Origin of the sequence: Burkholderia sp. Bp9004, from assembly GCF_003858025.1 — a bacterium.
Classification (GTDB): domain Bacteria; phylum Pseudomonadota; class Gammaproteobacteria; order Burkholderiales; family Burkholderiaceae; genus Burkholderia; species Burkholderia diffusa.
The window spans coordinates 193,605-200,977 of the sequence record NZ_QTQD01000009.1 but is presented as its reverse complement, the minus strand read 5'-3'; the positions used below and the strand labels follow the sequence as shown (position 1 = coordinate 200,977).

8 protein-coding genes and 1 pseudogene are annotated in these 7,373 nt (G+C 65.2%); 6 read left to right on the top strand and 3 right to left on the bottom strand.

Going from position 1 to position 7,373, the window contains the following annotated elements; translation table 11 throughout:
• Positions 1–159 (top strand): annotated as a pseudogene (locus tag DIE08_RS13410) (electron transfer flavoprotein subunit alpha/FixB family protein); the annotation flags it as partial.
• A 323-nt stretch (positions 160–482) separates the two neighbouring features.
• Here the strand turns inward: DIE08_RS13410 and DIE08_RS13405 are convergent.
• Entirely contained in the window at positions 483–1,769 is a 1,287-nt protein-coding gene (locus DIE08_RS13405) for a D-amino acid dehydrogenase (RefSeq protein WP_059599367.1), read from the bottom strand.
• Between the two features lie 144 nt (positions 1,770–1,913).
• Here DIE08_RS13405 and DIE08_RS13400 point away from each other — a divergent pair, with 144 nt between their 5' ends.
• Positions 1,914–2,402 carry an Lrp/AsnC ligand binding domain-containing protein gene (locus tag DIE08_RS13400; RefSeq protein WP_006762687.1) on the top strand — a complete coding sequence of 163 codons (489 nt, stop codon included), beginning with the start codon at positions 1,914–1,916 and terminating at the stop codon, positions 2,400–2,402.
• Positions 2,403–2,493: 91 nt separating this feature from the next.
• Complete coding sequence (locus DIE08_RS13395) at positions 2,494–3,672, top strand: PA0069 family radical SAM protein (RefSeq protein WP_124902132.1); 1,179 nt, start codon at positions 2,494–2,496, stop codon at positions 3,670–3,672.
• 22 nt (positions 3,673–3,694) lie between these two features.
• Here DIE08_RS13395 and DIE08_RS13390 read toward each other — a convergent pair whose 3' ends face one another.
• Positions 3,695–4,165 (bottom strand): NINE protein, encoded by a 471-nt coding sequence (locus DIE08_RS13390; protein ID WP_059599369.1) that lies wholly within the window; start codon positions 4,163–4,165, stop codon positions 3,695–3,697.
• 110 nt (positions 4,166–4,275) lie between these two features.
• Complete coding sequence (locus tag DIE08_RS13385; protein WP_124902133.1) at positions 4,276–5,415, bottom strand: sorbosone dehydrogenase family protein; 1,140 nt, start codon at positions 5,413–5,415, stop codon at positions 4,276–4,278.
• Positions 5,416–5,568: 153 nt separating this feature from the next.
• Here DIE08_RS13385 and rpsP point away from each other — a divergent pair, with 153 nt between their 5' ends.
• Genes rpsP through trmD form a run of 3 tightly spaced genes read left to right on the top strand, consistent with a single transcriptional unit; the run spans position 5,569 to position 7,337 of the window.
• Positions 5,569–5,823, top strand: coding sequence for a 30S ribosomal protein S16 (gene rpsP, locus DIE08_RS13380; RefSeq protein ID WP_006476550.1), 255 nt, complete (start codon positions 5,569–5,571; stop codon positions 5,821–5,823).
• Positions 5,824–5,865: 42 nt separating this feature from the next.
• Positions 5,866–6,543, top strand: a complete 678-nt coding sequence (gene rimM, locus DIE08_RS13375) for a ribosome maturation factor RimM (RefSeq protein WP_124902131.1) — start codon at positions 5,866–5,868, stop codon at positions 6,541–6,543.
• Positions 6,543–7,337, top strand: coding sequence for a tRNA (guanosine(37)-N1)-methyltransferase TrmD (gene trmD, locus DIE08_RS13370; protein WP_124902130.1), 795 nt, complete (start codon positions 6,543–6,545; stop codon positions 7,335–7,337). Before rimM ends, trmD begins: the two co-directional genes overlap by 1 nt.
• The last annotated feature ends 36 nt before the right edge of the window (positions 7,338–7,373 follow it).

Genomic DNA, 7,373 nt, shown 5'->3' with positions numbered 1-7,373 from the left:
ATCTCGGGTGCGATCCAGCACCTGGCCGGCATGAAGGATTCGAAGGTGATCGTCGCGATCAACAAGGATCCGGAAGCGCCGATCTTCAGCGTGGCCGATTACGGCCTCGTCGGCGACCTGTTCGCGCTCGTGCCGGAGCTCGTGAACGAACTGGGCTGACACGGCGTGACTTGACGCTTCGGCGGCAAGTACGCAGGACGAGGGGGCGCGATATGCGCCCCTTTTTTTTGTGCGACGACAGAAGCGGGCGGGGTGTTCTGTCGGGCAGTGAGCCGTGCTCGCTCAATGTCGCGCCGAACATGTCGTCGTGCGGACAGGTGGGCCAGAAGCGTTGATCGTCGGCGTGAAGGGTAACGACCGTGCGCGAGTCGACGGGGGCTCTGTTCCGAGGCCGCAACGCATTCGCTGTAACGAAAAAGGCGCCCCGAGGGCGCCTTTTTCGTTGATGCGGACCGGCCTGCGTCGCGGCGGGCCGTTCCGACTTATGCGTATGCCGGGCGCGTCTGGCCGGCTACGTCCTTCAGGTAGCGATGCACCGACAGGTCGTCGGCCTGGATTGCCGGCTTCTTGCCCGAGATCAGGTCGGCGAGCAGCTGGCCCGACCCGCACGACATCGTCCAGCCGAGCGTGCCGTGGCCGGTGTTCAGAAACAGGTTCGAGACCGGCGTGCGGCCGACGATCGGCGTGCCGTCCGGCGTCATCGGACGCAGGCCTGTCCAGAACGTTGCCTTCGACGTGTCGCCGCCGCCCGGGAACAGGTCGTTCACGCACATTTCGAGCGTCTCGCGACGCGCGGCACGCAGGTTCTTGTCGAAGCCGACGATCTCCGCCATGCCGCCGACGCGGATGCGCTGGTCGAAACGCGTGATCGCGATCTTGTAGGTTTCGTCCAGCACCGTCGACACGGGCGCGGCCGTCTCGTCGACGATCGGCGCGGTGATCGAATAGCCCTTCAGCGGATAGACGGGGATCTTCATCAGGTTAGAGATGAAGTCGGTGGAGTACGACCCGAGCGCGACGACGTATGCATCCGCGCGCACCGTCTCGCTGCCGCACTGCACGCCGGCGATCTTGCCGCCCGCGATCGCGAGCGCGTCGATCGGCGTGTTGTAGCGAAACTTCACGCCGAGCGATTCTGCGAGCGCCGCAAGGCGCGTCGTGAACAGCTGGCAGTCGCCGGTTTCATCGCCCGGCAGGCGCAGGCCGCCCGTCAGCTTGTGCGACACGGCGGCAAGCGCCGGTTCGGCATTCTTGAGCTCGGCCGGCGACAGCAGTTCGAACGGCACGTTGGCTTCCTGCAGCACCGCCATATCCTTCGCCGCGCCGTCGAGTTGCTGCTGCGTGCGGAACAGTTGCAGCGTGCCGCCCGTGCGGCCTTCGTACTGGATACCCGTGTCGGCGCGCAGCGCCTGCAGGCAATCGCGGCTGTATTCGGCGAGGCGGACCATGCGGCCCTTGTTGACTGCATAGCGCTCGGCCGTGCAGTTGCGCAGCATCTGCCACATCCACTGGAGCTGGAAGCGCGTGCCGTCGAGGCGGATCGCGAGCGGCGCGTGCTTCTCGAACATCCACTTGACGGCCTTCAGCGGCACGCCGGGCGCGGCCCACGGCGCGGCATAGCCGGGCGAGATCTGACCTGCGTTCGCGAAGCTCGTCTCGAGCGCCGGACCGGCTTCCCGGTCGATCACCGTGACTTCATGACCGGCGCGCGCGAGGTAATACGCGCTTGCCACGCCCACCACACCGCTGCCCAGAATGACGACTCGCATAGCTGCTCCAGATGGAAGGATCAGGTCGAGGCCGGGCGCACCTGCGTCTCCGTGTAACCTCTAGCTGATCTAGTTTTTTGCGCTATGGTATTGTCGAATGTGTAGGTTTTGTTATCGTATTTTTCAGGTTTTCAGCATAAACAAATGAGAACGCAACGCCAGCCAGTACGCTCGCTCGACAAGCTCGACCGGCGCATCCTCAAACTGCTCCAGGACGACGGCCGGATGGCGATGAAGGACCTCGCGGAGCAGGTCGGGCTGACCGTCACGCCGTGCATCGAACGCGTGCGGCGCATGGAGCGCGACGGCGTCATCACCGGCTATCACGCACGCGTCGATCCGGGACAACTGGGTGCCGCGTTGCTGGTGTTCGTCGAGATCACGCTCGGCCACAAGGGCGGCAACATGTTCGAGCAGTTCCGGCGCGAAGTGATGAAGATCGACGAGGTGCTCGAATGTCATCTCGTGTCCGGCGACTTCGACTACCTGATCAAGGCGCGGATCGGTGAAATGGCCGACTATCGCAAGCTGCTGGGCGACATCTTGCTGCAGCTGCCTGGCGCGGTGCAGTCGAAGAGCTATGTCGTGATGGAAGAAATCAAGGAGACGCTGACGATCTCGGTCGGCGAATGACCCTGGCTGTGGCCGACAGTCCGTCCCTCTATCTCGCCCTTGGCATGCTGCACCCAATACTGTATAAATGTACAGTATTGGGTGCAGGCGAATGGGTGAGTGCATGGGCGGTCGGTCCGACAACGAATTTCCTATAGCGCCGCCGGCGCCCCGCAAGGGGCGTGGTGCGGTCGACAACCTCCAGGGGCGATACGAAACGGCGCTGCGTGAAGCGGTCGACGACGGCTGGACCCACGAATCGGCCGACACCGATCTGCCGGCTCCGCTGCGCACGCAGGTGTTCGAGGAGCGCGCGAAGAGCATCCTCACGCACAACCAGTCGCCAGACATACCGTTCAGCGTGTCGCTCAATCCGTATCGCGGCTGCGAGCATGGCTGCATTTACTGCTTTGCACGGCCGACCCATAGTTATCTCGGTCTGTCGCCGGGGCTCGATTTCGAGAGCCGCATCTATGCGAAGGTCAACGCTGCCGAATTGCTCGAGCGCGAGATTTCGCGCAAGCGCTACGTGCCGGAGCCTATCGCGCTTGGCGTCAACACCGATGCATACCAGCCCGTCGAGCGCGATCTGCGCATCACGCGCAGCGTGATCCAGGTGATGCACGATCACGGGCTGCCGTTCGCCGCGATCACGAAATCGTCACTGATCGAGCGCGATCTGGATCTGCTGGCCCCGATGGCCGAGCGCGGGCAGGTGATGGCCGCGGTCACGATCACGACGCTCGATGCCGATCTCGCGCGTACGCTCGAGCCGCGTGCGGCGACGCCGGCGCGCCGGCTGCGCACGATCCGCGCGCTGCGCGACGCGGGCGTGCCGGTGGGCGTCAGCATTGCACCGATGATCCCGTTCGTCACCGAGCCGGACATGGAGCGTGTGCTGGAAGCCTGTGCGGAAGCCGGCGCAACGCACGCGAGTTACATCATCCTGCGGCTGCCGTGGGAGGTCGCGCCGCTGTTCAAGAACTGGCTCTCCGCGCATTTCCCCGATCGCGCGGAGCGCGTGATGAACCGCGTGCGCGACATGCGCGGCGGGAAGGACTACGACTCGGATTTCGCGAAGCGGATGAAGGGCGAGGGAATCTGGGCAGACCTGTTGCGGCAGCGGTTCCGTCAGGCCGTGAAGCGGCTCGGGTTGAACGAGCGCGCGAACGGCATTCTGGATCTGTCGCAGTTTCGCGGTGCGCCGGCAACCGGGGCGGCAGCGCAAAGCCCGATGGCGGGCGCAACCGGCGCGACGTCGCGTGACGACGTGCAGCTGAGGCTGTTCTGAGCTGACCGACGCGCGTCGGTGCTTATTGCGAGATTTGCTTCGCCGCTTCGACTTGCGATTCGAAGTATGTCTGGAAGGACAGCGCGAGCGCGGTCATCAGCAGGAACGCACCGATCAGCAGCGAGAAGATCACGATGAAGATCACCGTCCAGCCTGACTGGCTGTGCTTGCCGGTATCGGCATTGAATTGCGCGTCCCATTTCTCGTCGGGGCGCAGGCCGTAGACGAGCGCGGCGAGGAACGCAGCCAGAAGCGAGATCGCACCCGGCACGGCGAGCCACCAGCCGAGGTTGGCACTGCGCTGGGTCGCGGCGAGCAGCAGGAAACCCGGGATCCCGACGATCGTCGCGAGCAGGTGCGCCCAGCCGTACACGTCGCGAAAGCCGTACAGGTAGAAACGGTGCGCACCGAGCGAGCCGAGGAGGAACGCGAGGGCGGCGGTGAGCGTCTTGGAGCGAAAGCGGCGGGACGACGATGCGGTGCTGCTGGACATGGATGGCGGCGGATTATCGTTGGCATGGGCGGCCGGCAGGCCGGCGCGGGGCGCGTGGCCCGGCAGGCATTCTACGATGCCCGGTCGGGCCGGGTCACCCCTTGCCTGCGTCAAGGTGCCGCATAGGTGACGCGATAGATGGTGCCTGCGTAGTCGTCGCTGACGAGCAGCGAGCCGTCCGGCAGCGGCAGTACGTCGGCCGGGCGCCCCCACACGGTGCCGTCCGCGCGCAGCCAGCCGGTGATGAACGGTGTCTGGCTTGCGTGGCTGCCGTCGGCCGACACGACCGCGCGCATCACGCGATAGCCGACCTTCGTGCTGCGATTCCACGAACCGTGCTCGGCAATGAAGATGTTGTTGCGATATGACGCCGGAAACATCGGCCCCGTATAGAAGCGCATGCCGAGTGCCGCGACGTGCGCGCCAAGTTTCAGCACGGGCGGCACGTAGCGGTGGCACACGTCGGCGCTCCCGAATTCAGGGTCAGGCGTGTCGCCGCCGTGGCAGTACGGAAAGCCGAAATCGAGGCCTGCGCGCGGCGCACGGTTCAGTTTGTCGTCGGGCACGTCGTCGCCCATCAAGTCGCGCCCGTTGTCGGTGAACCACAGCTCGCGCGAATCGGGGTGCCAGGCAAAGCCGACGGTATTGCGCACGCCGCGGGCAAACACTTCTCGGCCGCTGCCGTCCGCGTTCATGCGTGCGATGATCGCGTATCGGCCGCGATCGCCGAGGCACACGTTGCACGGTGCGCCGGTTGGCACGTAGAGCTTGCCGTCGGGGCCGAATGCGATGAATTTCCAGCCGTGATGATGATCGGTCGGCAGCGCGTCCGTCACGACCGCCGGCGCCGGAGGACTGGCGAGCCGGTCGTCGATGTGGTCGAGGCGCAGAATGCGCGACACGGCGGAGATATAGAGCGCGCCGTCGCGATACGCGACGCCGACGGGCATGTCGAGCCCCGATGCGATCACGTATCGGGCCGTGATCCGGCCCTCCTGCATCACGAATGCATGCACGCGACCTTCCTGCGACCCGACATACAGGATTCCGCGGGGCGACCATGCCATTTCGCGGGCGGTCGGCACGGCGTCGGTCAGCACGTCGACATGGAAGCCGGATGGCACGACGAGTTTGTCCACCGGCGTTGCGGCGCAAGCCGCGGCGGCTGCGAGACAGGTGACGAGGCCGGTCAGCAAGCCCGCGAGGCGGTGCTGCGCGCGGCGCGCCTGGGTGACGCAAAATAGCGGCATGGCGGCGGTGAGCGTCGTGGACACGACGATTGTATGCCTGGCGCGCAGGGAGTCCGTGGAATTTTTGCGCGTAAGTGTTTGTTGTGGCTTTGGTTTCCGGCTATAATCGCACGTTTCAGTAGTTTCGAACCCGGTTTCCCCGAAGGATTTCATATGGTTATCATCCGTCTGGCTCGCGGCGGCTCGAAGAAGCGCCCGTTCTACAACATCGTCGCTACCGATTCGCGCAACCGTCGTGACGGTCGCTTCATCGAGCGCGTCGGCTTCTACAACCCGGTCGCCACGAAGGGCGAATCGCTGCGTATCGCTCAGGACCGTCTGACGTACTGGCAAGGCGTTGGCGCGCAACTGTCGCCGACCGTTCAGCGTCTCGTGAAGGAAGCGCAAAAGGCGCAACCGGCTGCCTAACATGGCGCGGTGTGCCGGTCGTGCCGGCTGCAAGGAGCATTGATGTCCGGTCACGATTCCGGTAACGCAAAGCGCGGGCGAGCGTCGTTTGGCGCATTCGTCCGCAAGCCGGTCGAGCGCGACACTGTCGCGAGCGCCGGTGAGGCTGCCGAGTCGGGCAGTCTCGAGGCGGTGCAAGCCTGGCCCGACGATGCTGTCGAGGTCGGGGCGGTAGTCGACGCCTACGGCCTGAAAGGCTGGGTCAAGGTGGCGACGCATGCCGACGCCGGTCGTGGCGGCGATGCGTTGCTCAACGCGCGCTGCTGGTGGCTGGAACGGGGTGGGGAGCGGTTGTCCGCTCGCATCCTGCAGTCGAAGACGCACGGCGACACTGTCGTCGCGCATACCGCGGGTGTCAGCGACCGCGATGCCGCGCTGGCTTTGCGCGGCTTTCGCGTGTTCGTGCGCCGGGAAGATTTCCCGGTATTGGCCGCGGACGAATTCTATTGGGTCGACCTGATCGGCCTCGAGGTCGTCAACGAGCAATCGGTGGCGCTCGGGACGGTGAGCGGGATGATCGACAACGGCGTGCATTCGATCATGCGCGTCGAGTATCCGGCAGTCGGCAAGGATGGCCGGCCGACCACCGGCGAACGGCTGATTCCGTTCGTCGGCGTCTACGTCAAAACGGTGGATCAGGCGGCACGTCGCATCGTCGTCGACTGGGAAGCCGATTACTAATGAACCAGGTTACGGAGAGCGCGGTGCAGTTTGACGTCGTCACGCTCTTTCCCGAAATGTTCCGCGCGCTGACCGACTGGGGTATCACCAGCCGTGCCGTGAAGCAGGGGCGCTTCGGGCTGCGCACCTGGAATCCGCGTGATTTCACGACGGACAACTACCGCACGGTCGACGATCGTCCGTACGGCGGCGGTCCGGGCATGGTGATGCTGGCCAGGCCGCTCGAGGCTGCGATCGGTGCTGCGAAAGCAGCGCAGGTGGAGCAGGGCGTCGCGAGCACGCGTGTGGTGATGATGTCGCCGCAAGGTGCGCCGTTCACGCACGAACGTGCGGTGCGAATGGCGCAGGAGCCAGGTGTCATCGTGCTGTGTGGCCGCTACGAGGCGATCGATCAGCGTCTGCTCGACCGTTGCGTTGACGAGGAAATCAGCCTCGGCGATTTCGTTCTGTCGGGCGGCGAACTGCCGGCGATGGCGATGATGGATGCCGTTGTGCGCCTGCTGCCCGGCGTGCTGAACGATGCGCAGTCGGCCGTGCAGGACAGCTTCGTCGACGGGCTGCTTGATTGTCCGCATTACACGCGCCCTGAGGAGTACGAGGGGATGCGCGTGCCGGACGTGCTGCTCGGTGGCCATCATGCCGAGATCGAGCGGTGGCGGCGCCAGGAAGCATTGAGAAATACGTTGCGGAAGCGGCCGGACCTGATCGTCCGGGCGCGCCGCGAGAAGTTGTTGAGCCGTGCCGACGAGGCCTGGCTTGCGAACCTCGCACGCGAAGCGAAGAACGCCTCCTGAGGCGGCGTCGCGGGCGGGAAATGGCGGTGCCGTGCA

What these genes read in the sequence shown, in the direction of transcription:
- DIE08_RS13405 (WP_059599367.1), bottom strand. Translation starts at nt 1,769, where the DNA reads ATGCGAGTCGTCATTCTGGGCAGCGGTGTGGTGGGCGTGGCAAGCGCG.
- DIE08_RS13400 (WP_006762687.1), top strand. Translation starts at nt 1,914, where the DNA reads ATGAGAACGCAACGCCAGCCAGTACGCTCGCTCGACAAGCTCGACCGG.
- DIE08_RS13395 (WP_124902132.1), top strand. Translation starts at nt 2,494, where the DNA reads ATGGGTGAGTGCATGGGCGGTCGGTCCGACAACGAATTTCCTATAGCG.
- DIE08_RS13390 (WP_059599369.1), bottom strand. Translation starts at nt 4,165, where the DNA reads ATGTCCAGCAGCACCGCATCGTCGTCCCGCCGCTTTCGCTCCAAGACG.
- DIE08_RS13385 (WP_124902133.1), bottom strand. Translation starts at nt 5,415, where the DNA reads ATGCCGCTATTTTGCGTCACCCAGGCGCGCCGCGCGCAGCACCGCCTC.
- rpsP (WP_006476550.1), top strand. Translation starts at nt 5,569, where the DNA reads ATGGTTATCATCCGTCTGGCTCGCGGCGGCTCGAAGAAGCGCCCGTTC.
- rimM (WP_124902131.1), top strand. Translation starts at nt 5,866, where the DNA reads ATGTCCGGTCACGATTCCGGTAACGCAAAGCGCGGGCGAGCGTCGTTT.
- trmD (WP_124902130.1), top strand. Translation starts at nt 6,543, where the DNA reads ATGAACCAGGTTACGGAGAGCGCGGTGCAGTTTGACGTCGTCACGCTC.